Consider the following 21,330-nt stretch of genomic DNA (forward strand, 5'->3'; position numbering starts at 1 on the left):
AGTCTGAAAAGTTATTCTAGTGCGCGGCAGCAGGGGACTTGCGGCTGCGGCGCGTGCGGCGACACGGGTGGGCGCACGGCATCGGACGCGTTCAGCGGCCGTCGCGCGGGTCATCGGGGTCGACGTAGAGGTCGAGTTCCGGGTCGGTGCCGTAGCGGCTGAGATCCTTGATCCCCAGTTCCGCCAGTACCTCGGAATCCCGCAGTGTGCGGCCTGTTGCGGTGGCCGGCCGGGCGAGGAGCGCCACGGCGGCGTCGGCCATGATGTCCGGGGTGCGTGCGCGGTCGCCGCCGACGACGTTGTCGACGGCCGCGGTGGCGATGAGCGTCTGCGGCCACAGGCAGTTGGCGGCGATCGGTATTGCGGCGAACTCCGCGGCCCAGCCGAGGGTCAGCAGCGTCATCGCGTACTTGGAGGTCGTGTAGGCGGGGTGGCGGGCCAGCCAGTGCGGTTTGAGGTTCAGTGGCGGCGAGAGCGTGAGGATGTGGGGCTGCGGGGCTTTCGTCAGGTAGGGGAGCGCCGCTGTGGTCAGCAAGTACGTTCCGCGGACGTTGATGTCGAGCATCAGGTCGAGCTTCTTGGACAGCAGTTGAGTGCTGGGGGAGAGGTCGATCGCGCTGGCGTTGTTGACGACGGCGTCGATCCGGCCGAACCGCTCGACGGCGACGCCGACGGCGCGGCGCACGTCGTCCTCGGATCGCACGTCGCCCACCACGGGTGCCGCGGCCCCGCCCGCCGCCTCGATCTCCGCGGCGGCCGTGTGAATGGTTCCGGGCAGCTTGGGGTGAGGGTCGGCCGTCTTGGCGAGCAGGACGATGTTGGCTCCCTGCCGGGCGGCGGCGACGGCGATGGCCAGGCCGATCCCCCGGCTGCCACCCGACATGAGCAGTGTGCGGCCGTGGAGATCCGAGCTTGCGGTTGTCTCGTTCATGGAAATAAGGATACTCATTAACGGCGCCACGCTCACTACTGTGTCCTGCCGGTCGGCGTGCCTTGCCGTACTGACCGAGTGCTACCCGTCGACGGTGATCGCCATGGCCGGGCAGATCTCCGCGGCCTGCCGCATCTGTGCCAGTTCCTCCGGGTGTTCGAGCAAGGCCACCGTGCCGAGCGCGATCACGTTCGCGGTCGTCTCGTGGCCGGCGGCGAGCAGCAGCCGTCCCACCCGCGCGTCCTCGGTACGGGTCATCTCGCCGCCGCGGTACTCGTGCACTACCAGACGGCTGAGCAGGCCGTCGCCCGGATCGGCATCCTTGCGGTCGACCAACTCCTGCAGATACTCGATCAGTTCGTCCATGGCGGCGCCGGACGCGGCCGCCGTGACCGCCTGGTTGTTGACCGTCGTACTCAGGCGGTGGAAGAGGTCGCGGTCCGCATAGGACACGCCGAGGAGGTCACAGATCCACCACCGAGAGGACCGGGAGTGTGAGTGCCTCCACGAGGTCTACGGGCTTGGAGCCGGCGAGCATCGCGTCGATCAGACCGTCCACGACGCCCTGGATCTTCGACCGCATGGCCTCGACCCGACGCACCGAGAACGTGGCGGAGAGCTTGCGCCGCTGCTCCGCGTGGACGGGGTCGTCCATGTTGATGAAAGCGGTGCTCCGACTCTGCCGCGCCCACATCGCCGAGCTCATGTGCGGGTAGCCGTCCCGCCTGATGTCGCCACTGGCGCGCCCGTCTTCCAGGACGGCCCGCACTTCGTCGAACCGGGTGACGAGCCACGGCTTGCTGTCGTCCCAGATCGCGACCTGCGTGAGCGAGGCCTCGGACTGCAGCCGGGCCAGCTCCTTCGGCGGATCGAACGGGCACCGAGCATCACGTGCCATCGGGTACTTGGGACGCTCTGCGGCGTCGCGCATCACTGACACTCCTCGAGCCCGGTCGGGTCCGCCGCGTCGCCCTCCTGCGACGCGGCGGACCCCGGGTGTCTGCCGACTAGTGGGTGATGCCGTAGCGGTGGAGGTTGTAGCAGTTGATGGCGGCGCCGCGGACGAGGAGGCGGGTTTCCTCGTCGGTGAGGTGGGCGGTTTCGGCGAGGTCGGCGATGACTTTCTGGGTGTGGGGGTGAGTGCTGTCGGAGTGGGGGAAGTCGATTTCGATCATGATGTGGTCCATGCCGATGGTGTCGCGCAGGCGCAGGCCGGTGAGGTCGTCGAAGATGCAGCCGTAGACGTGGTTCTTGGCGTAGGTGCTGGGGGGGTTGGGCAGGACCTCGCGGATGTGGGGGTCGTAGAGGTCGGCGCGGCGCCAGGCGCTGTCCATGCGTTCGTAGAAGAAGGGCATCCAGCCGACCTGGCCTTCGCTGAGGGCGATTTTGAGGTTGGGGTGGCGGTTGAAGATGCCGGACCAGATCCAGTCGGCGACGGCGTGGATGGAGTTTTGGACGGTGAGGGTGACGCCGACGAATTGGGGGGCGTCGGGGCTGGTGGTGGGCATGCGGGAGGAGGAGCCGATGTGCATGTTGACGACGGTGTTGGTGTCGTTGCATGCCTGCCAGAGGGGTTCCCAGTAGCCGGAGTGGATGCTGGGCAGGCCGAGGGCGTGGGGGGCTTCGGAGAAGGTGATGGAGCTGGTGCCTTTGGCGGCGGTGCGGTGGACTTCGGCGGCGGCGAGTTCGACGTCCCACAGGGGGATGATGGAGAGGGGGATGAGGCGGCCGGCGCCGGCGCCGGCGCACCAGTCGTCGAGGATGTAGTCGTTCCAGGCTTGGAGGGCGGCCAGGGCGAGGTCTTTGTCGGTGCGTTCCATGAAGGTCTGGCCGCAGAAGCGGGGGACGGTGGGGAAGCAGATGGAGGCCTCGTTGTGGTTGGCGTCCATGGCTTTGAGGCGGGCGTCCTGCTGCCAGCAGGCGGGGTGGATCTCGTCGTAGGTGACGGGGTCGCGGGATTCCTTGGCGAGGCCGTACTGTGCGTAGCCGGCGGTCAGGGGCGCGACCATGTCTTCGTAGAGCCACACGTCGCTCCAGCCGGTGTGCGGGCCTTCGGTGACGGTGGTGTCGAAGAAGCCCTTGCCGTCGCGGACGCCGTACTGGCCCTTCATGCGCTTGACGCGGGGTCCGCGGTCGCGGTACTTGGCCGGCAGGCGGTCCGTCCATAGGGTCGGGGGCTCGACGATGTGGTCGTCGACCGAAATGATCTTCGGGACGGTAGGCATCGGTGACTCCTTCGTACGGCTCGCGGCAGGAATACAACGACCTGCATTCAGTGTCCTGTTTAACACACCGTTGAGGCCCACGACAGGTCGCGGACTCGAATCAGCCGTAGATGAGTAAGCGATTTTTCCCTGGGTCGTCGACGCGATTCTCCAGGTGACCTGCGGGCGGGGGTGGGCTGACGGCCGTGCCTTGGTGATTTAGAGTGCCCTTAATTGCCCGTGGTTGGCCGTGTCGTTCGTCAAGCTGAACCGAAGTCCAGGAGGATCACCATGCCGGAATCCGTTTCCCGTGCGCCTGTGGCAGGCGGCCGCGACACAGCGGCTGTGCTGTTGCGGGCCACGCTGGGGCCGATGCTGTTCGCCCACGGCTGGAACAAGGTGAAGGGCCCCGGTGGTATCGAGGGCACCACCGGCTGGTTCCGCTCTCTCGGGCTGAAGCCCCCCGCCGTGCACGCACGGATGGCAGCGGCCACCGAACTCGCGGCCGGAGCCGCCATCAGCGTAGGCCTCGCGGGTCCCCTGCCGGCCGCAGCCGCAGTGGGGCTCATGACCGTGGCCGCCCGTACCGACCACCGCGGCAAGGGATTCTTCGTCTTCAAGGGCGGCTGGGAGTACACGGGGGTCGTTGCCGGAGCCGCCGTGGCCCTGGCGGCGCTGGGCCACGGAAGGTATTCACTCGACGGCCTCTTGGGCAGGACCGGTGGTGGCACCAAGGCGGCACTGCTCGCCGCCGGTCTCGGGTGCGCCGGGGCCGGAGCGCTGCTCAGTGCCTGCTACGACAATGGCGGCCAGGAAAAGGAAGAAGCCCAGCCGGGCGAGAAGACGACCGGCTGAGCGGGTGGGTGGGTCGACCGGCTTGGCTTGCTCGGCCCACCCGCGCGGTTGGCAACACGCCGCGAGCGCTTGTGTGTTCGCGGGTCAGACAGGCTGGGAGACGACGGCGGGGGTGAGGGTGAACCCGCGGTAGCCGTCGCCGGCCACCTCGTCGCAGATCTGGCGGTAGGTGCCGACACCTCCGAGATACGCCATGAACACCCGTGGCTTGCCGGGGACGTTGGCGCCCATGTACCAGGAGGCGGCACGGAGGTAGAGGGTGTACGACGCTGCCTCGTTGACGTGCTCGACCCACTTGTCCTGTGCGTCGAGCTGAGCGTCGATCCGGGCGATGCCGGCATGGCGTGCGTGGGAGATCAAGTCGGCGATCCAGGCCACGTGCTGCTCGATCGAGACGATCATGTTGCTCAGGACCGAAGGGCTGCCCGGCGCCGTGACCATGAACAGGTTCGGGAATCCGGCCGACGCGATGCCGAGACAGGTCCGCGGACCGGCGGACCATTCCTCGCGCAGTACGGCACCGCCGAGTCCGCGGATGTCGATCGTGTTGAGCGGGCCGGTCATGGCGTCGTACCCGGTGGCGAAGACGATGGCGTCCACGACGTGGTCGACGCCGCCGGCACGCACTCCGCCCGGCGTGATGCGCTCGATCGGGTTGTCGCGCAGGCTGACGAGGGTCACGTTCTCGCGGTTGTACGTGACGTAGTAATCGGTGTCGATGCAGATGCGCTTGGTGCCGATGGGATTATCGGTCGGGCACAGCAACTCGGCGACGGCCGATTCCTGCACGATCGTGCGGATGCGGTCGCGCACGAAATCGGCTGACACACGGTTGGCTTCCTCGCTCACGGCGGTGTCGTCGAAGGCGGCCACGAAGGCGGCTCCTCCGGTCGCCCACCGCCGATCGAGCTCCGCAGTGCGCAGACCCTCTTCCATCTTCAGGGGCACTGCCCACCGACGCCGGCGTCACGACCCCCGAGGCGGAGAGGCGGGCATCGGCCCGCAGCTGGCGGTACTCCGCCTTGACGCGCCGCTGTTCGTCCTCGGACAGCGGCCTGTTCTGTGCGGGGATCGAGAAGTTGGGCGTGCGCTGGAAGACGGTGAGGTGCGCGGCCTGCTGGGCGATCATCGGGATGGCCTGGATGCCGGAGGAGCCGGTGCCGATGACGGCGACCCGCTGCCCGGTGAAGTCGACGCCCTCGTGCGGCCAGCGCCCGGTGTGGTAGGTCGGGCCGCTGAAGGAGCCGAGCCCCTCGAAGTCCGGCACCTGTGAAGCGGACAGGCAGCCCACGGCCGTGACGAGGTAGCGTGCGCTCGCCTGGCCACCGTCCTCCAGGGTGACGGTCCAGGTGTCGCTGGACTCGTCGTAACGCGCCCCCTGCACCGACGTGTTGAAGTCGATGTCCTTGCGCAGATCGAAGCGGTCGGCCACGTGGTTGGCGTAGCGCAGGATCTCCGGCTGGGCCGGATAGCGCTCGGACCACTAAGAACATCGACTCGACATCGCAGCGGGCACCGGGGTACCGGTTCCAGTACCAGGTGCCGCCGACGCCGTCGCCCCGTTCGTAGACCCGTACCCGCAGGTCCAGGTCGTCTCGCAGCCGGTGCAGGAGGTACATGCCGGCGAACCCGGCACCGATCACGATGGCGTCACACCTCTGAGTCGTCGGCATGGTGCACCACTCCTTCCCCGGCGGTGGGGCCGGGCTGGGTCGGTCTGTCATCAAAAGCACCGCTCGACCCGGTACGCCACCGAGTTGTGGTGCCGGTGCAGCTGGCAGGCCGCCTTTCGCAGTGAGTCGGTGGCGGCGACCGCCTCCAGGCAGACCAGCATGTCCTCACCGTGCTCGTCCACCAGACGGTTGAGCCGGCACACGTCGGGGACCCGCGCGATCCGCTCGGCGCTGAGCGTCTCGGCCGGCAAGGCGTATCCCCACAGCCGGGCGCCGTCGACAAGCACCGCCTCGTCCATGGTGTACGAGCCGTACGCGCGGGGGCTCGGGCGTGCGAAACGCAGCGCGAGCCGCTGCCTGCCGCCATGCCTCGGGTGCCTGTCCGGCGGGACATGGTCCGGCGAACCCCACGCGAGCTCCGCGGGCACCCCCGGCACCACGGCCGGGTCGAGTGCTCTCGCGAGGACGAGATGGAGGCTGCTTGCCACGGGTGTGTGGAGCACGACACCCGTCTGCGGCTGTATCTGCTCGACGAACGCCCGGCCGAATCGGCTGATGCCGAAAGTGCGAACACCGTGACCATCGAGGTTTCCCGCAGCCCCGGGCGCAGCCATATGCGGGCCCGCGCCGGTGCCCCGATGCCGCGGTCGACCACCGACTTGAGCGCGACGCCGTCGGCCGACGGCGGCACATGGTCCAGCAGGGCCACCTTCGCCGCGATCCCGAGTCGCCGCAGCAGCAGGGCCGCTTCCGTCCCGCTCGGGGACGGCCCCCGCTCGGGGACGGTCCTTCGGCAGCGATCCAGACCAGGCCCACGCCGGGGACGTCACGCGTCATCGCGCGCGGGGGCTGTTCCCCTGTGTGGTGGAGGCCGTCAGGGGTGGTGGCGGTGCGGACCTCGCCGTGTGCCGTGCGGATCCCGACAGCGCAGTCGAGTGCGGCCGCCGTCCGCGCCGGCAGAACCTCCAGACCGGCATTGCACTCGGCCAGTTCATCGATCAGGTCGAGGACCGCGGCGATCTCGATCGTCCCCTGTGTCGGCCCGGCTGTACCCTCCGGCATCCTCGGCTCCTTCTCGACGAGCACGGTCTTCAGCACGCATCGCAGTCATGGATGACTGTGCCCCGGCCGACCGCGCGGAGACCTGGCCGACTGTGCGGCTTCCCGTCAGCGGCATGAAAAGGGATACTGAATTTATGACGGAGGAGAGCGCTGCGGACGGCGAGGTCGCGGGTGGCCGGGAGCCCGTGCCCACTGTGTTGTGCGAACGGCGAGGTCGCGTACTGGTGTTGACGATCAATCGCCCAGCCGCCCGCAACGCCGTGGACAAGGATGTCGCCTTCCGTATCGGAGACGCGCTCGACAGGGCGGACCGGGATTCGGACCTGGGCGCGGTGGTCCTGACCGGGGCCGGGGATGTCTTCTGCGCCGGCGCGGACCTGAAGGCGGTCGCGCGCGGTGAGGCGCTCAGGCCTGACGACCCGGTCCGTGACTCCTGGGGATTTGCCGGCTACACCCGAAATCCGATCTCCAAGCCGACCGTCGCCGCGGTCAACGGGCCCGCCGTGGGCGGGGGGTTCGAACTCGTCCTCGCCAGCGACCTTGCCGTGGCGTCGAGTTCGGCGTTCTTCGCACTGCCGGAGACCTCCCGGGGGATCTTCGCGGCGGCCGGTGGAGCGGTCCGGCTGCCCGCGCAGCTGGGCCCCAAGCTCGCTGCCGAGGTGCTGCTGGCCGGCCGCAGGCTGAGGGCCATGGCGGCGTACAGGCACGGCCTGGTCAACGCTGTCGTGGAGCCGCAGGACGTGCTCGCAGCCGCCGTGCGCTGCGCTGCCAGGGCCGCGGAGAACCCGCCCGAGGCGGTGTCCGCGGCCCTGCGCCTGGCGCGCGGGGCGGGTCGGTACACGGCCCCGGACGAGGATTCCGGCTGGCAGCTGTCGGCGCGGGAGTGGGAGTGCCTGGCCGCCTTGGGCGCCCGCCGCCGGGCGCGCGAGCGCCGGGGTGACGGCAGGAGCCGTTGACGGCCGGACGCCATCGCCGGTTACCCCATTATCGCAGCGCCGCTTTATCGCAGCGCCGCGGAGACGTCGACGGGCTTGCCGCCGAACAGCGGGTTGTAGTCGCCCTTGCCGACCGTGTACGCGAAGTTTTTCTTGGCGAACACCCGTGCCACATCGGCCTTCGTGTTCGGCTGGGAGAAGTCGAGCGAGGCGGCCAGGCCCTCGGCCTTCACACCGGTCGCCTTCTGGAGAGCCGCCAGCAGGCTGGAGTGGTCGTACGCCTTCGCCTCCTTGGCGACCTGCGCGATCACCTGTACGGCGGCCCAGCCGCGCAGCGAGTGACCGGTCTTGTCGGCCTTGGGCGCGTACTTCTCCATGTCGGCCCAGAAGCTCGGTGTGCCGGTCTGGGACGGGATGGCGATGCTGTCGTTGACGACGACTCCGTCCGCCGCCTTGCCGAGGCTGGTCACCAGCGCCTTGGGGAAGGCCACTGCGAGCGTGTGGACGGGCAGCCTGGGCTTCGCGCTCTGCCGAACCGCGCCGATGATCTTCGGCAGCGCCTGGGGCTGCTCCGCGACCAGCAGGCACTGGACTCCGGACGAGACGACCTGCGACACCGGCCCGGAGAAGTCGGGGGAGGTGCCGGCCAGCTTGATCACGTGCGAGTCGCTGATCGCGGTGCCCCCGGCGGCCTGGAAGCCGGCCTTGATGGCCTTGGTCGAGGCGTCCACCGCCGCGGCGGTGTCGCGGATGACCGCCGCGGTCTTGCAGCCGCCCTTCGCGGCCACGAAGCCCACGCCGCCGTAGTCGAGCGGATTGCCGCCGGCGATCGGGAAGGACATCTTGCTGGTGAAGTCCGGTGCCGTCAGCGGCGTGCCGCCGACAGCCGGCACCTTGCCGGACTCGAGCAGGGGCATGAAAGAGGCGGCGTACAGCGAGGTCGTGTTGACGACGGCCGCGTAGCCGCCCTGTACCGCCTTGCGGCCGCAGGTGGCGGCCACGTTCGGGTCGCCCTGGTCGTTGCATACGTCGACCTGGACCTTGTGGCCGCCTATGCCGCCAGCCGCGTTGGTGGCGGATGCCGATGACTTGGCGCCGTACTCGATCTCCGGGAACGAGAAGGCGGCCGCGTCCAGTTGGCTGATCACCAGAAGTTTGAACGGGCCGTCGGAGCCGGCCGACGACGACCCGGCATTGGTGGAGTCGTTGCAGGCGGACAGGAGCAGCGCTGTCGCGGCGGTCGCGATGAGCGATCTTGTGACCTTCATGAACTCTCCCTTGAGGCATAGGTCCGTGGCTTCGCACCGGTCCACCCCCGGGGTGCCATAAGAGTATCCTTAACGATCTATGGAGGAGGGGTGAAGGTGATGCCATGTCATCCGGAGCGGCGACGGCAAAGCGGCAGTCAATCCGCAGGGTGCCGCCCTTTCATGCCCCCCGATGGTGCAGGGCGGCGGCTACTTTGGCTACCCATCGGCAATAATTCAGGCTACTGTTCTTAACCTGGGAGGCCGGGGTGCGGAGCCGATGGGACGGCGTGTCCGGCCGTGACATGAGGGGAGGCAACGGTGAACGTCGAATCGATGCCCTGGGACTTCGTCATCGTCGGTGCGGGATCGGCCGGCTGTGTCCTGGCCCGCCGCCTGAGCGAAGACGCGCACCATCGGGTGCTCCTCATCGAAGCCGGGGGCGAGGACTACAGCCCCTTCATCCGGGTCCCGGCCGGGTTCCCGCAGCTGGACCCCAAGAAGTACAACTGGCAGTACACCGCCGAGCCGGACCCCTCGCGCGGCGGTATCGTCGAGCACTGGGGCGGCGGCAAGGTCCTCGGCGGCTCGAGCTCCATCAACGGCCAGGTGTGGACGCGCGGCCACGCGGAGGACTACGACGAGTGGGCCGGCCTGGGCGCCGAGGGCTGGGGCTTCGCGGACGTGCTGTCCAGCTTCCGCAGGAGCGAGCGATTCGAAGGGGGAGGGACGCGTCTGCGCGGCGGCTCCGGACCGATCCACGCCTCCTACGGGCGGGTCAAGCACCGGATGACCGACGCGTTCATCGACGCCGCGCAGCAGCAGGGGCTGCCGTTCAACCCGGACTACAACGGGGAGAGCCAGACCGGAGTCGGTTATGCGCAGCTCTCGCAGCGGCGCGGCTGGCGCAACAGCACCGCCCGGGCCTATCTGGCCCCGGCGCGGCGCCGCAGGAACCTGACCGTCCTCACCCACGCCCAGGTCACCCGGGTGCTCATCGAGAAGGGCCGCGCCGTCGGCGTGGAGTGCCGCCACAAGGGCCGCACCGCGCAGATCACGGCGCGGCGCGAGGTCATCGTCAGCACCGGCGCCATCGCGACGCCGAAGATGCTCATGGTCTCGGGCGTGGGGCCGTCCAAGGAGCTGGACAAGCACGGCGTCCCGATCCTGGTCGACCTGCCAGGAGTGGGGGAGAACCTTCAGGAGCACATCTACTCGACGCTGATCTACAACGTCAACGTGCAGACCATCAACCGCGACCTGACCGTCAAGGGCGTCGTCAAGCACGGACTGGACTTCGCCTTGCGCGGTCGGGGAGCGGTCACCACGGCCGCCGCCCACGCACTCGTGTTCGGTTCGTTCAGCGGTGCCGCCCGTCCCGACTACGAGATCATCTTCGGTCCGCTGGGCATGTCCGGCGACACCCCGAGCGACGACGCAGGCAAGGACGTCACCTACCGCCACGATGTCCACGAGCTCAAGCCGATGAAGGTCTCGACGGTCATGGCGATGCCCTCGGTCAGCCACCCCCGCTCGCGCGGCCGGGTGCTGCTCCGCTCCGCCGACCCGCTCACCAAGCCCGTCATCGAACACGAACTCCTCGCGAACCCGAAGGACATCGCCGACCTGACCGCGGCCTGCCGCCTCACCCGCGACATCTTCGCGGCGGACGCCATGCGCCCCTACATCGTCGACGAGATGCTGCCGAGTGGTTCGGTCGAGACTGACGGCGACTGGGAGGAGTACTTCCGCTCGCACGCCTGGCGCGGCGAACACCCCTGCGGCACCTGCAAGATGGGCAACGACGACTCCGCGGTCGTGGACCCCCGACTGCGGGTGCACGGCGTCGAGGGGCTGCGCGTGGTGGATGCCTCCGTCATGCCCACGGTGATCAGCGGACACACGAACGCGCCGACCGTGATGATCGCCGAGCGGGCCTCCGACTTTATCCGCGCGGACAACGCCTAACGATTCCGCGCACCCCAGCTCCCTTACTTCGTAAGTGGTTTGACGGCCGGGTCGTGCGGCCAGGCCCGTGCTGTATGTGATGTGCGAGGAGGAACGTGATGAGCGAATTCAGGGTGGACCGGATCCTTGTGGACGGTTCATGGCGGACCCCGTCCGGACCGGAGATCAGGATTCTCAATCCGGCCACCGAGGAGCCGGCTCTGACCCTGGTCGACGCGAGCCGCGAGGACGTCGACGCCGCGGTGGCCGCGGCGCGCACGGCCTTCGACCACTCGCCCTGGCGCTGGCTGTCCCACCAGGAGCGGGCCGACCTGCTCGCGCCGGCGGCCGAGGAGCTGAAGAAGCGGTGGGCCGCCGAGATGGCCCCCGCCTTCACTTCCGTCTGCGGCACACCGACCACGGTGGCGCAGGCGTTCTCCGCCGGAGCGCTCGGGATCTTCACCGACGTGGCCAACACGGCCGCGAAGTTCCAGGCGGAGGAGAAGATCGTCGGCGTGGGCGGCCGCGCGGGCAAGGGCCACCCGGCCACGGTCGTGCACGAACCCGCGGGTGTGGTGGCGGCGATCGCACCGTGGAACGGTCAGCTCTACCTGACCCTCACCAAGCTGCTCCCCGCGCTGGTGGCGGGCTGCACCGTGGTGGCGAAGCCCAGTCCGGAGACCTCGGTCGAGGCCGTCGTCCTGGCGGAGGCACTGAAGTCGACCGGCGTCCCGGACGGAGTGGTCAACATACTGCCCGGCGGACGCGAAGCCGGACAGCGGCTGGTGGCGCATCCGGACGTCGACATGGTCGCCTTCACCGGCTCGACCGCTGCGGGCAAGGCCATCATGGCGACCGTCTCGGAACGGCTGGCCCGGCTCAGCCTGGAGCTCGGCGGCAAGTCCTCCGGCATCGTCCTGGACGACGTCGACACGGCGACCGTGGCCAGGCAACTGCTCAGCGGTACGGCCCTGATGACCGGTCAGGCCTGCGCCCTGCTCTCCCGCATCCTCGTACCGCGGGCGCGCCTGCGCGAGCTCGGCGACGCGTTCGCCGAGGCCATCGGATCGGTGCCGTTCGGCGACCCGGCCGACCCCAAGAACCTGATGGGACCCCTGGTCAGCAAGGCGGGCATGGAGCACGCGATCGACCTCATCGAGTCGGCGAAGAAAGAGGGCGCGACCCTTCTGCGCGGTGGCGGCCGCCCGGCCGGCCACGACCGCGGCTGGTTCGTCGAACCGACCGTCTTCACCGACGTCCACAATGAGATGCGGCTGGCCCGCGACGAGGTCTTCGGCCCGGTCTACGCCTTCATCCCCTATGACACGGAGGAGGAGGCGATCAGGATCGCCAACGACTCCGCGTTCGGTCTGGCCGGCGCGGCCTTCAGCGCCGACGAGGAGCGGGCGGAGTGGGTCGTGCGGCGCCTGCGCGCCGGTGCGACGTCCATCAACGGCTTCGGTCTCGACCCGGGCGTCCCCTTCGGCGGCTTCAAGCAGTCCGGCATCGGCCGCGAGGGCGGCGTCGAGGGCCTGCGGATGTTCACCGAGGTCAAGGCCATCCACCACGTCAACGCCAAGCGCTGATCGGCCGGGTGACCGAATGGGGCGGTCGGCACACGGGCAGCGGCGCGTTCTCGCCGGAGACCGCGCCGCTGCCCTTGTGCCGTGTCCATACGGCCGCGGCCGGCCGGCTCAGCCCTGCGGCCGAAGTCCTGCCCAGACCCGCTCCCGGTAGGTGTCGTCGTCACACTCGGCGCGCTGGTCCAGCAGGGCCGCCGCCTCCTCACCCACCGTGTGCCGGCTGAACGGCCGGGTCTCCCTCTCGTGCAGGTCGGCGATGACCGTCGCGACCTCCTCAGGAGTCGAGGCGTGCGAGGTGTGCGAGGCCGAGCGGCGCCTGACCCACTGCTCGGTGATGGTGCGGTAGGGCTCGACGTCCGAGGAGTACGTGCTCCGGCGCTCCCCGAACCCGCTGGCGACCGCGCCGGGCGCCACCAGGACGACCCGGGCGCCGGTGTCCTCCAGCTCGAAGGACAAGGACTCCATGATCAGGTCCACGGCGGCCTTGGTGCTGCCATAGCTGCCGGTCAGTGGCCGCGTCGCCCTGCCCGCGGGGGAACTGACGAAGAAGACGGTGCCTTTGCCGCGCGTCCGGAGCGAGGGCAGCAGCGCCTTCGTGATGCGGATCGTGCCGAGCACGTTGATGTCGTAGAGGTTCTCGATGGCCTCCATCGGGACGACCTCCAACGGACCGTGCAGCCCCACGCCGGCGTTGTTGACCAGGACGTCCACGTCACCGATCCGGGACACGAGGGCGGCCACCTGCTCGTCGCTGGTGACGTCGAGCTGGTGGCGCTCGGCCACCTCGAGGTCGGCGATCGAGTCCACTTCGCGCGCGGTGGCGATGACCTCGTGCCCACGGCGGGTGAACTCCAGCGCCGCGGCCCGGCCGATGCCGCTCCCACAACCGGTGATCAGCACTCTGGACATGTCGCTCCTTCGACTGTTGAGTCAGCTCTCTTCAGGTTCGTCGCACGAGAGGCTCCGCTACGCGCGCGGCGGCAGCATCCGGGCGGCGAACTCACGCAGTTCCGCCGCGGCGGTGCGTGACGACGTCCACGGGCGGACGACCACCCGGTCCACCCCCAGCGACTGCCAGCCCGCCAGGTCCTCCGCCGACCGGACCTCTCCGCCGACCGTGATGCCGAACGGACCCTCGCGGCCGGCCTCGGTGCGCAACGTGCGCAGCGCGGCGATCCGTTCCGCGGCCTGCCGCGGCGTCTGGTACATGCCGAGCCGGCCGTCCCCGCGTACGGCCGCACGGCGCAGCGCGGCCTGGGACTCGCCGCCCACGAGCAGCGGGACACCGCCGGGCCTGACCGGCTTGGGAGCGAAGCCGACCGCTGCAAAGACGTAGAACTCGCCGTGGTGCTCGACCAGTTCCTCGGTCCACAGCCGGCGGCAGACGTCGATGCACTCGTCGAGGCGCGCGCCGCGTCGCTTCGGCGGGACGCCCGCGGCGACCCACTCGCTGGTCAGCCAGCCGGCACCCACGCCGAACAGCACGCGCCCGCCCGAGACGACGTCGAGCGTCGCCACGCCGCGTGCCGCGACGAACGGGTGCCGCAGACCCAACAGGTAGACACAGGTACCTAGTTGGACTCTCTCGGTGATGCCCGCGAGGTAGGACAGGTAGCCGAGCGCGTCGAACAGGGGGGTCTGCGGGCGCATGCGCTCCGCCTCGTCGCCCAGTCCCAGCGCGCCGGTGACGGCGGCGGGGGCTACGACATGGTCCGAGACGAACACCGCGTCGATGCCGACCTCGTCCGCGACCAGGGCGACCTCGCGCCACGACTTGGGATTCAGTGTCCCCAGGGAGATGGCGATGGCGGTCACAGCGCTGGGTTCAATCCGCCGGCGACGGTCAGCAGCTGCCCGGAGATGTTGCGTGCGCCGTTGCCGAGCAGGAACGCCACGGCCTCGGCGATGTCCTCCGGCTCGTTGGGACGGCCCAGGGGGTTCCCGAGCTGTTGTGCGGCGGACCGGGTCAGGCTGACCAGTCCCGCCTTGGCGGCGGCGTAGTGCGCGTGCAGCGGGGATCCCGCCCAGCTCGTCGAGGCGACGTTGACGATCCGTCCACTGCCGTGCGCCATCATGGCCTTGGCCGCCTGCTGCGTGCAGAAGAATGCGGAGTCGAGGTTCACCGACACCGTACGGCTCCACTGCTCGGCGGTGATGTCCCACAGCGGGTTGTCCACCGGGCCCTTGATGCCGCCCGCCACGTTGACCAGGACGTCGACGCGCCCCCAGCGCAGCAGGGCCGCCCGCACGGTGGCCTCGGCACCCTCGGTGTCGGCGACGTCGGCCACCACGGTCTCCACCTCGGAGCCCCGGCCGCGCAGTTGTGCGGCCAGGGCGTCGAGGCAGTCCCGCCGGTCGTTGAGCACGAGGCGGTGGCCGGATGTGGCGAGCAGGGTGCTGATGGCGGTGCCCATCATCCCGCCGGCCGCGGTCACGACGGCCACCGGCCGTTCGGGCGTCTCGCCTGCGGATATCGGGCCGGACGCGGGGGCCGTCACTGCTCACTTCCGTCCGGGCGGCGCTGCGTGCTGCCGCTCTTGCCGTCCGGGCGCGCCAGCCACTTCCCGATAGCGGCGAGGTGGGCCTGCATTCGGTGGCGGGCAAGGGCCGCGTCACCCGCGATCACCGCTTCGGCGATCTTGTCGTGTGCGATCCGCACGTCGGCCGCCGCCCGGGGCGTGCTCTCCCGCGAGCGGGCGGTGTTGCTCAGATTGGTGAGCACCTCGACGAACAGCACCAGCGCCGGGTTGCCGGTCAGCTCCGCCAGCACGGTGTGCAGATCGTGCGAGCCCAGGCCTCCCTGGTGCTGCATCTCCTGTTCCAGGGCCAGCGTCTCGCGCAGCCGAACGATGCCCGGCTCGTCTATCTTCGCCGTCGCCAGCTCGACGCACTTCAGCTCCAGGGCCAACCGCGCCTCGAACACATGCTGGGGACTGGCTTTGGTGAACTCCAGCATCAGCGCGCTGGCACGCACGGCGGACTCGCTGTCCGGTTCGGTCACCACCAGGCCGCCGCCCGGCCCGCGCCGCATGGTGGCGACACCATGGTGTTCGAGCACGCGCACGGCCTCGCGGAGGACCGCGCGGCTGATGCCGAGACGTGCGATCAGGTCGGCCTCGGATCCGAGGACTTCGCCGACCGGGAAGCCTTTCGCGACGATCTCGCGTTCGAGCTGGTACGCGATCATCTCGCCGAGCTTGCGGCCGGTCGGCCCCTCGGCGAAAAGCGGTGATTCAGCCATGCTTGGGTACCTGTTTCATCAACGGTTTCCTGACCAACAGTAGACCGGTCCTCTGGGGCAGAAGGGCGAAGAAGGCGCTGCTCAGCCGTGTCATGAAGACGTCGCAGCCGATGCGAACAAGGACTCGGCGAACGTGTCGCTCAGGGCGCGCCGGCCGCCCAGCAGCATCTGGTTCAGCCAGGCCCGCTTGAGGAAGCGGTGGCAGGGGTGCTCCCAGGTGAACCCGATGCCGCCGTGCACCTGGATGGCGTCGCCTGCCACCGAGATGTACGCGCTCGTCCCGTGCGCCCCGGCGGCGGTGACCCGGCGCGGCGCGTCGGGCAGCCCCTCCTCCAGCGCCTGCGCGGCGCGCTCGGCGGCGGCCGTCGTCGACTCGGTGCGGATGTACATGTCGGCCAGCTTGTGCTTGACCGCCTGGAAGGAGCCGATGGCCCGGTCGAACTGATGGCGCGTCTTGGCGTACTCGGTGGCCATGGCGAGCACCGCCGCCGCTCCGCCCGAGGCGTCCGCGGCCACGGCTGCCATCAGCCGCAGTGCCGCGCTCTTCAGCGCGAGACGCGCGGCCTCACCGCCGAGCAGTGTGTCCTGCGCGCTCACCTCGACACGGTCGAAGGTGACATCGGCCGCGCGCCTGGTGGCATCGGCCAGCGGGGAAGGCGCCAGCCCAGCTTGTTCGGCGGGCAGTTGCACCACTACACGGTCACCGCTGCCCTCGATGTCCACGGCGACGAGCAGGACCGCGGCCGGGTCGGCCCCGACGACGCGCCGGGCCGTCCCGCTGAGCACGAGACCGGAGGCGGGCTCGCCGTAGGCGGTGACACCGCGGTCGTCGACCACGCAGGCGGTCGCCGTGCCTTCGGCGAGCCGCGCGGCCAGTGCCCGCGCGCTCGCCGAGCCCGCGCCGGCGGCGGCTACGACGAGGGTGGTCGCCTGCACCGCGCTGGTGAGGAAGGGGCCCGGCAGCAGGACCCGTCCCATCTCGCCGGCCAGCACCGCCACATCACCCATGGAGCCTTCGGAGCCGCCGAGGCCGGCCGGCACGAGCAGCCCCAAGAAGCCCTGGTCCGCCAGGAGTTGCCACAGACGGGTGTCGTAGCCAGGGGCTTCCGCCACGGTGTCCGGCACCGTGTCGACGGGGGCGCGGTCGGTGAGCAGTCGTGCCACCGCCTGCCTGAGCTGGTCCCGTTCGTCGCTGCTCATGACCGTCCCTCGCGAGGTAGACCGAGAACACGCTCGGCGATGATGTTCCGCTGGATCTCGTTGGTGCCGGCGGAGATGGTCCAGGTCCAGGACCGCAGATGGTCGACGAACCAGTGGCCGGAGAGGAATCCGACCTCGCGCGGCTCGCCTGTGCCGCCCATCTGGTCCATGCCGTGCGCCTCCGTGGCCAGCCTGGTGAAGCGCTGCAGCAGCTCGCTGAAGAACACCTTCAGAACCGAGGAGTCGGGGCCGATCTGTCCGGTGGCCGCCGCGGAGGCGAGTGCACGCTCGGTGAGGGCCGCCAGTGCCTCGATGTCGATGCCGATGTCCGCGGCCTCGCGCCGAAAGCCGGGGTCGTCGCCGAGCGGGGTGCCGTCGGGGCCGCGCAGACGCCGTGACTGCCCGACGAGTTCGCCCAGTGAGCGGCGCAGGTTCTCGGTCTGCTCAAGCATCTGCACCGCGCGCTCGGTGAGCAGCGTGGTCTGGGCGATCTTCCAGCCGTCGCCCTCGGCGCCGATGCGCATCGGCTCGGGGACCACGACGTCGTCGAAGAAGAGCTCGCAGAACTCGGCCGAACCGGTGGCCTGGCGGATCGGCCGCACGGTGATGCCGGGCGTGGTCATGTCGAGGAGGAAGAAGGTGATGCCCTTGTGCTTGGGCGCGTCGGGGTCGGTCCGGGCCAGCAGCAGGCACCACTGTGCGTACCGGGCGAAGCTGGACCAGGTCTTCTGGCCGTTGACCACGTACGTGCCGTCGTCGCGGCGCACGGCCCGCGTGCGCAGCGAGGCGAGGTCGGAACCGGCCTCGGGCTCGGAGAAGCCCTGACAGAAGATGGCGCCGTCGAGGATGGCGTCGATCAGTTGCTGTTGCTCGGGGCTGCCGTGCTCCATGAGCGTGGCGGCGGCATGGCCGAGGGAGATGGCCAGCGGGCGGGGACGGGGCGCGTCCGCGCGGCTGAACTCCTGCTCCTTGACCACCTGTCCGAGGAAACCGAGGTCCTGTCCGCCCCATCGCTTGGGCCAGTGCGGCACCAGGTGCCCGGCCTCGTGCAGCTCGCGCGTCCAGGCCCGGTAGAAGTCCACGACCTGCTCTTCGGAGGACGTCTGCAGGTGGTCGCGCCAGTCGGGCGGGGTATTGGTTTCAAGCCACTCCCGGATCTCGCTGCGGTACTCCTCGAGCGATGCCTCCATGGCCCTCACCTCTGTCAGCCGGCGGTCTGTCCGATCCGCCTCGCGGCCGTGCAGAAGCCTTGACCGGTGAGCGGACTGCCACAACAATACCGTATACTCAATTGCCGCCAAGGAGGTGTGGATCTCACTCCGCCCTGGCCAGATGCCTACGGGGCCTGCCGTGACTCCTGGACCGAGGCCGGGGCGCGCACCGCCGTGGGTCCTCGTACCCGCACCCCTTGCCAGTGACCCAGGTATGAGCCGTCGAGCTCATCACGGCGGACGCGCGCCTTCGCCGGTCGGAGAAGGCCGAACAGACGCGTTCGACCGTCCCGCGCAGCCGGCCGCTCCCGGCGGCGGAGCCCCGCGAGACCTGCGGGGCCCGTTCCCCATGACGGACCGGCCGACCCGAATGTACTGAGAAGGAAGGTCCCCATGAGGACGCGATCTGCAGTGCTCTGGAACACCGGTGACAAGTGGTCCGTCGAGGAACTCGAGGCCTCCGATCCGGCAGCGGGGGAGGTCACCGTCCGCATCCGCGCCACCGGCCTGTGTCACAGCGACGACCACAACGTCACCGGCGACTTCTCCGCGCCACTGCCGGTCGTCGGCGGCCACGAGGGCGCCGGCGAGGTCGTGGCGGTGGGTGCGGGTGTGGACCGCTTCTCGGTCGGGGACCGCGTCATCACCTTCCCCATGCCCTCCTGCGGACGCTGCCGCTTCTGCTCCAAAGGCCGGAGCTGGCTGTGCGATCTGTCGGCCCGCACGATGAGCGCGACCGGTGCGAACGACCGCTTCCGCTTCCACAAGGGCGACACCGGCATCGGCGCCTTCACCCAGCTGGGCACGTTCAGTGAGTACACGACCGTCTCCGAGGCGCAGGTCTTCGCGCTCCCGGACGACATCCCCTACACCGCCGCCGCGCTGGTCGGCTGCGGCTTCAGCACCGGCTACGGTGCCGCGGTGCGCGCGGGCAGGGTGGAGCCGGGCGACAACGTGGTGGTGGTCGGCGTGGGCGGCGTCGGCATGGCTGCGGTGCAGGGCGCCAGGATCGCCGGTGCGGCCTCGGTCCTGGCCGTCGACCCGGTGCAGTTCAAGCTGGACGAGGCGGTGCGGTTCGGTGCCACGCACACCGCCCGCAGCATCGAGGAGGCCGAACCGATCCTGCGCGAGTTGAGCTGGGGGGTGATGTCGGAGGTCGTCATCGTCGCCGTCGGGATCATGCACGGTGACCTGCTCGGCCCGATCGCCGACCTGGTCGGCAAGGGCGGCAAGATGGTCATGACGTCGGTGACCCCGTTGTCCGAGACGACGGTCTCGCTGATGCTGAGCCCGTTCGCGATGTCCGGCAAGTCCCTGGTGGGCAACCTGGCCGGCTTCACCAACCCGGTCGCCGACTTTGACGAGATGTGGCGCCTGCACCGCCGCGGCCACGTCCGGCTCGAGGAAATGATCACGAAGACCTACACCCTGGACGAGATCAACCAGGGCTATGGCGACATGCACGCGGGCAACAACGTCCGCGGCGTCGTCGTCTTCGACTGAACGCCGGGCGCGGCCACCTGTTCCAGCCATGGAAATAAGGGTACTCATTTCCTCGGTCGGCCACTACAGTGGCCTCCCGGGCAGCGGATCGCCGTCGCTGCCGGTTCGGATGGTCGTCGGCCTCGGGAGGCCCAGTGACATCTGTCGTGAACTCGCCTGTCGCATCCTTTCTTGAAAGTGGCTCAAAACAACTGTGGATCGACGGCGCCTGGCGGCCTGCGGCCGACGGCGCCGTCATCGAGTCGATCAACCCGTCCACCGGCGAGGTGCTGTGCAGCTTCGCCGCGGGCGGGGCGGCCGACGTGGACGCGGCCGTCGCGGCCGCCCGCCGCGCGTTCGAGGGCCCGTGGTCCCGCTTCACCCCGGTCCAGCGGCAGAACGTCCTGCTGGCCTTCGCCGACCTCGTCGACGAGCATGCCGACGAACTCACCCACCTCGACGTTCTCGACATGGGCGCGCCCATCGGACGGCCGGTCTCCTCGTTCACCCCGGCCGAGGTGCTGCGCTACTACGCGGGCTGGGCGACCAAGATCCATGGGGAGACCATCAGCAACTCGGTCTCGCCGGACATCTTCACCTACACCCGACGCGAGCCGGTGGGCGTCGTGGGCTCGATCATCCCGTGGAACGGCCCGCTCGGTTCCGCCATCTTCAAGATCGCGCCGGTCCTCGCCACCGGCTGCACCATGGTGCTCAAGCCGGCCGAGGACGCAAGCCTCAGCTCCGTCCGGCTGATGGAGCTCTTCGCTGAACTGAACGTGCCCGCGGGCGTGGTCAACCTGGTGACCGGTGTCGGCTCGGCCGCGGGCGCGGCGCTCGTCGAACATCCCGGCGTCGACAAGGTTGCCTTCACCGGGTCCACCGCGGTCGGGCAGCAGATCGTGCGGGCGGCGGCCGGCAACCTCAAGCGGCTCTCCCTGGAACTGGGCGGCAAGTCGCCCGACATCGTCTTCGCCGATGCCGACCTCGAACGGGCTGTCCCCGGCGCCGGCATGGGCGTCTTCGCCAACACCGGCCAGGTGTGCTGCGCCGGCACCCGCATCTTCGTCGAGCGTCCGATCTACGAGGAGTTCGTCGAGGGCTTGGCGCACTTCGCGGACAGCCTCAAGGTCGGCAACAGCCTCGACGCGCAGACCCAGATCGGCCCCATCGTGTCCCAGCGCCAGCTCAACCGCGTCTCGGGCTACGTCACTTCGGGCCTGGAGGAGGGCGCGCGGGCCGTGACGGGAGGCCGGCGGATCGAGACCGACGGTCTGGCCTCCGGCTACTTCCTGCGCCCCGCGGTCTTCGCCGACGTCAAGGACGAGATGCGCATCGCCCGGGAGGAGATCTTCGGCCCGGTCGCCAGCGTCATGCCCTTCGACACCGTCGAGGAGGCCCTGGCCCGCTCCAACGCAACCACCTACGGCCTCGGCGGCGGCGTGTGGACCAACGACCTCGGCCGCGCCCACCGCGTCGCACACGGGCTGCGAACCGGCGTGGTCTGGGTCAACGGCTACGGCTACTTCGACCCGGCCGTCCCCTTCGGGGGTCACAAGCAGAGCGGCTGGGGGAGCGAGCTGAGCGTGCACTCGCTCGAGGAGTACCTGAACACCAAGGCCGTCTGGGTCACCACCTGACGGCGTCGCCGGAAGACCGGCGCAGCCTCTCTCCTGTCCGTCCCCTTCTGTCTTCAAGCGATGCATGTGGCAACCGACCCGGTGGCGCGCTCCGCCACCGAACACCTGAGCCGCGGTGG

At 69.7% G+C, this 21,330-nt stretch carries 20 protein-coding genes and 1 pseudogene; 6 read left to right on the forward strand and 15 right to left on the reverse strand.

Annotated elements, in window-relative coordinates:
* Nucleotides 1-91 precede the first annotated feature (91 nt).
* The 4 genes from ACP4J3_RS10935 to ACP4J3_RS10950 all read right to left on the reverse strand — a co-directional run bounded on the left by ACP4J3_RS10935 (nucleotide 92) and on the right by ACP4J3_RS10950 (nucleotide 3,156).
* Complete coding sequence (locus tag ACP4J3_RS10935) at nucleotides 92-931, reverse strand: SDR family oxidoreductase (RefSeq protein ID WP_426532902.1); 840 nt, start codon at nucleotides 929-931, stop codon at nucleotides 92-94.
* An 81-nt stretch (nucleotides 932-1,012) separates the two neighbouring features.
* Complete coding sequence (locus ACP4J3_RS10940; RefSeq protein WP_426532904.1) at nucleotides 1,013-1,384, reverse strand: cytochrome P450; 372 nt, start codon at nucleotides 1,382-1,384, stop codon at nucleotides 1,013-1,015.
* A 10-nt stretch (nucleotides 1,385-1,394) separates the two neighbouring features.
* Nucleotides 1,395-1,862 carry a hypothetical protein gene (locus tag ACP4J3_RS10945; RefSeq protein ID WP_426532906.1) on the reverse strand — a complete coding sequence of 156 codons (468 nt, stop codon included), beginning with the start codon at nucleotides 1,860-1,862 and terminating at the stop codon, nucleotides 1,395-1,397.
* Between the two features lie 76 nt (nucleotides 1,863-1,938).
* Entirely contained in the window at nucleotides 1,939-3,156 is a 1,218-nt protein-coding gene (locus ACP4J3_RS10950) for an amidohydrolase family protein (protein ID WP_426532908.1), read from the reverse strand.
* A 270-nt stretch (nucleotides 3,157-3,426) separates the two neighbouring features.
* Between ACP4J3_RS10950 and ACP4J3_RS10955 the strand changes: the two genes are divergently transcribed.
* Nucleotides 3,427-3,990 carry a DoxX family protein gene (locus ACP4J3_RS10955; RefSeq protein WP_426532910.1) on the forward strand — a complete coding sequence of 188 codons (564 nt, stop codon included), beginning with the start codon at nucleotides 3,427-3,429 and terminating at the stop codon, nucleotides 3,988-3,990.
* Nucleotides 3,991-4,074: 84 nt separating this feature from the next.
* On the opposite strand, the gene ACP4J3_RS10960 is transcribed toward ACP4J3_RS10955, so the two are convergent.
* The 4 genes and pseudogenes from ACP4J3_RS10960 to ACP4J3_RS10975 form a co-directional block, all read right to left on the reverse strand.
* Nucleotides 4,075-4,818 (reverse strand): hypothetical protein, encoded by a 744-nt coding sequence (locus ACP4J3_RS10960; RefSeq protein WP_426532912.1) that lies wholly within the window; start codon nucleotides 4,816-4,818, stop codon nucleotides 4,075-4,077.
* Nucleotides 4,736-5,422, reverse strand: coding sequence for a SidA/IucD/PvdA family monooxygenase (locus ACP4J3_RS10965; RefSeq protein ID WP_426532914.1), 687 nt, complete (start codon nucleotides 5,420-5,422; stop codon nucleotides 4,736-4,738). Before ACP4J3_RS10965 ends, ACP4J3_RS10960 begins: the two co-directional genes overlap by 83 nt.
* A 127-nt stretch (nucleotides 5,423-5,549) precedes the next feature.
* Nucleotides 5,550-5,714 (reverse strand): annotated as a pseudogene (locus ACP4J3_RS10970) (NAD(P)-binding protein); the annotation flags it as partial.
* Nucleotides 5,714-6,151, reverse strand: coding sequence for a hypothetical protein (locus ACP4J3_RS10975; protein ID WP_426532916.1), 438 nt, complete (start codon nucleotides 6,149-6,151; stop codon nucleotides 5,714-5,716). The gene ACP4J3_RS10975 and the pseudogene ACP4J3_RS10970, both read right to left, overlap by 1 nt.
* Before the next feature lie 708 nt (nucleotides 6,152-6,859).
* On the opposite strand from ACP4J3_RS10975, the gene ACP4J3_RS10980 reads away from it, so the two are divergent.
* Nucleotides 6,860-7,681 carry an enoyl-CoA hydratase-related protein gene (locus ACP4J3_RS10980; protein WP_426532918.1) on the forward strand — a complete coding sequence of 274 codons (822 nt, stop codon included), beginning with the start codon at nucleotides 6,860-6,862 and terminating at the stop codon, nucleotides 7,679-7,681.
* Nucleotides 7,682-7,725: 44 nt separating this feature from the next.
* Here the strand turns inward: ACP4J3_RS10980 and ACP4J3_RS10985 are convergent, their stop codons facing one another.
* On the reverse strand, nucleotides 7,726-8,928 hold the full coding sequence (locus ACP4J3_RS10985) for an ABC transporter substrate-binding protein (RefSeq protein WP_426532920.1): 1,203 nt from the start codon (nucleotides 8,926-8,928) through the stop codon (nucleotides 7,726-7,728).
* Nucleotides 8,929-9,228: 300 nt separating this feature from the next.
* Here ACP4J3_RS10985 and ACP4J3_RS10990 point away from each other — a divergent pair, with 300 nt between their 5' ends.
* Nucleotides 9,229-10,875, forward strand: coding sequence for a GMC family oxidoreductase (locus ACP4J3_RS10990; protein ID WP_426532922.1), 1,647 nt, complete (start codon nucleotides 9,229-9,231; stop codon nucleotides 10,873-10,875).
* Between the two features lie 98 nt (nucleotides 10,876-10,973).
* Nucleotides 10,974-12,440 (forward strand): aldehyde dehydrogenase family protein, encoded by a 1,467-nt coding sequence (locus tag ACP4J3_RS10995; RefSeq protein ID WP_426532924.1) that lies wholly within the window; start codon nucleotides 10,974-10,976, stop codon nucleotides 12,438-12,440.
* A gap of 108 nt (nucleotides 12,441-12,548) precedes the next feature.
* Here ACP4J3_RS10995 and ACP4J3_RS11000 read toward each other — a convergent pair whose 3' ends face one another.
* From ACP4J3_RS11000 to ACP4J3_RS11025, 6 genes are all read right to left on the reverse strand, one after another.
* The gene (locus ACP4J3_RS11000) at nucleotides 12,549-13,346 is read right to left on the reverse strand and encodes an SDR family NAD(P)-dependent oxidoreductase (RefSeq protein ID WP_426532926.1); all 798 of its coding nucleotides are present in this window, start codon (nucleotides 13,344-13,346) and stop codon (nucleotides 12,549-12,551) included.
* A 57-nt stretch (nucleotides 13,347-13,403) separates the two neighbouring features.
* Nucleotides 13,404-14,252, reverse strand: a complete 849-nt coding sequence (locus ACP4J3_RS11005) for a TIGR03619 family F420-dependent LLM class oxidoreductase (RefSeq protein ID WP_426532928.1) — start codon at nucleotides 14,250-14,252, stop codon at nucleotides 13,404-13,406.
* Nucleotides 14,249-14,935 (reverse strand): SDR family NAD(P)-dependent oxidoreductase, encoded by a 687-nt coding sequence (locus ACP4J3_RS11010; protein ID WP_426532930.1) that lies wholly within the window; start codon nucleotides 14,933-14,935, stop codon nucleotides 14,249-14,251. The genes ACP4J3_RS11005 and ACP4J3_RS11010 overlap by 4 nt, the downstream gene beginning before the upstream one ends.
* Nucleotides 14,932-15,624, reverse strand: a complete 693-nt coding sequence (locus ACP4J3_RS11015; protein WP_426532932.1) for a FadR/GntR family transcriptional regulator — start codon at nucleotides 15,622-15,624, stop codon at nucleotides 14,932-14,934. The genes ACP4J3_RS11010 and ACP4J3_RS11015 overlap by 4 nt, the downstream gene beginning before the upstream one ends.
* Nucleotides 15,625-15,768: 144 nt before the next feature.
* Nucleotides 15,769-16,878, reverse strand: coding sequence for an acyl-CoA dehydrogenase family protein (locus ACP4J3_RS11020; protein WP_426532933.1), 1,110 nt, complete (start codon nucleotides 16,876-16,878; stop codon nucleotides 15,769-15,771).
* Complete coding sequence (locus ACP4J3_RS11025; protein ID WP_426532934.1) at nucleotides 16,875-18,068, reverse strand: acyl-CoA dehydrogenase family protein; 1,194 nt, start codon at nucleotides 18,066-18,068, stop codon at nucleotides 16,875-16,877. The genes ACP4J3_RS11020 and ACP4J3_RS11025 overlap by 4 nt, the downstream gene beginning before the upstream one ends.
* A 414-nt stretch (nucleotides 18,069-18,482) precedes the next feature.
* Between ACP4J3_RS11025 and ACP4J3_RS11030 the strand changes: the two genes are divergently transcribed.
* A complete protein-coding gene (locus ACP4J3_RS11030) occupies nucleotides 18,483-19,592 on the forward strand; it encodes an NDMA-dependent alcohol dehydrogenase (RefSeq protein ID WP_426532935.1) in 1,110 nt (369 codons plus the stop codon).
* Between the two features lie 134 nt (nucleotides 19,593-19,726).
* The gene (locus ACP4J3_RS11035; RefSeq protein ID WP_426532936.1) at nucleotides 19,727-21,211 is read left to right on the forward strand and encodes an aldehyde dehydrogenase family protein; all 1,485 of its coding nucleotides are present in this window, start codon (nucleotides 19,727-19,729) and stop codon (nucleotides 21,209-21,211) included.
* Nucleotides 21,212-21,330 lie beyond the last annotated feature (119 nt).

The organism is Streptomyces sp. UG1 (assembly GCF_049974585.1).
In the GTDB taxonomy this organism is placed as follows: domain Bacteria; phylum Actinomycetota; class Actinomycetes; order Streptomycetales; family Streptomycetaceae; genus Streptomyces.

Coding starts and splice junctions, on each gene's coding strand:
- ACP4J3_RS10935 (WP_426532902.1), bottom strand. CDS start 931: ATGAACGAGACAACCGCAAGCTCGGATCTCCACGGCCGCACACTGCTC.
- ACP4J3_RS10945 (WP_426532906.1), bottom strand. CDS start 1,862: ATGCGCGACGCCGCAGAGCGTCCCAAGTACCCGATGGCACGTGATGCT.
- ACP4J3_RS10950 (WP_426532908.1), bottom strand. CDS start 3,156: ATGCCTACCGTCCCGAAGATCATTTCGGTCGACGACCACATCGTCGAG.
- ACP4J3_RS10955 (WP_426532910.1), top strand. CDS start 3,427: ATGCCGGAATCCGTTTCCCGTGCGCCTGTGGCAGGCGGCCGCGACACA.
- ACP4J3_RS10980 (WP_426532918.1), top strand. CDS start 6,860: ATGACGGAGGAGAGCGCTGCGGACGGCGAGGTCGCGGGTGGCCGGGAG.
- ACP4J3_RS10985 (WP_426532920.1), bottom strand. CDS start 8,928: ATGAAGGTCACAAGATCGCTCATCGCGACCGCCGCGACAGCGCTGCTC.
- ACP4J3_RS10995 (WP_426532924.1), top strand. CDS start 10,974: ATGAGCGAATTCAGGGTGGACCGGATCCTTGTGGACGGTTCATGGCGG.
- ACP4J3_RS11000 (WP_426532926.1), bottom strand. CDS start 13,346: ATGTCCAGAGTGCTGATCACCGGTTGTGGGAGCGGCATCGGCCGGGCC.
- ACP4J3_RS11015 (WP_426532932.1), bottom strand. CDS start 15,624: ATGATCGCGTACCAGCTCGAACGCGAGATCGTCGCGAAAGGCTTCCCG.
- ACP4J3_RS11020 (WP_426532933.1), bottom strand. CDS start 16,878: ATGAGCAGCGACGAACGGGACCAGCTCAGGCAGGCGGTGGCACGACTG.
- ACP4J3_RS11025 (WP_426532934.1), bottom strand. CDS start 18,068: ATGGAGGCATCGCTCGAGGAGTACCGCAGCGAGATCCGGGAGTGGCTT.
- ACP4J3_RS11030 (WP_426532935.1), top strand. CDS start 18,483: ATGAGGACGCGATCTGCAGTGCTCTGGAACACCGGTGACAAGTGGTCC.